The sequence below is a fragment of the Zavarzinella formosa DSM 19928 genome, assembly GCF_000255705.1.
In the GTDB taxonomy this organism is placed as follows: domain Bacteria; phylum Planctomycetota; class Planctomycetia; order Gemmatales; family Gemmataceae; genus Zavarzinella; species Zavarzinella formosa.
This window is the reverse complement of sequence record NZ_JH636446.1, coordinates 382575-382874: the sequence shown is the minus strand read 5'-3', so window position 1 is coordinate 382874 and position 300 is coordinate 382575. Positions and strand designations below refer to the sequence as shown.

General features: G+C 60.3%; 1 protein-coding gene. It reads right to left on the bottom strand.

The window, feature by feature from the left end; all coding sequences use genetic code 11:
• On the bottom strand, positions 1-218 hold a 218-nt coding region (locus BGIM_RS54235), incomplete at its 3' end, for a phage tail tube protein (protein ID WP_020474567.1).
• Positions 219-300 lie beyond the last annotated feature (82 nt).

The following is a 300-nucleotide window of genomic DNA, read 5'->3' as shown; positions in this document are numbered from 1 at the left end:
AAGCCGGTGTCGCTGGTCATGACCCCGCCAAAGGTGATCTCAATCGATTTGGTCCCGGCGGCGGCGAGCAGGGTGCGGTAGCCCCCCGAAGATTTGTTGGTGATGTCCACCTGCTCATTGTTGAGCTTGAACGAGTGGGTCTTGCAGTCGGCGATGGCCGTGCCGCCCGACCAGGTCCCGGTCTTGAGCAGAAAGGCTGAGCCTGCGTAGTTCGTCATAATCCCTCCGTGTTGTTAGGCGTGAATCAGGGCGCGATACCTCGCCACCCCGTGGTAATAGTGGTCGTTCTCCCCCTCGATG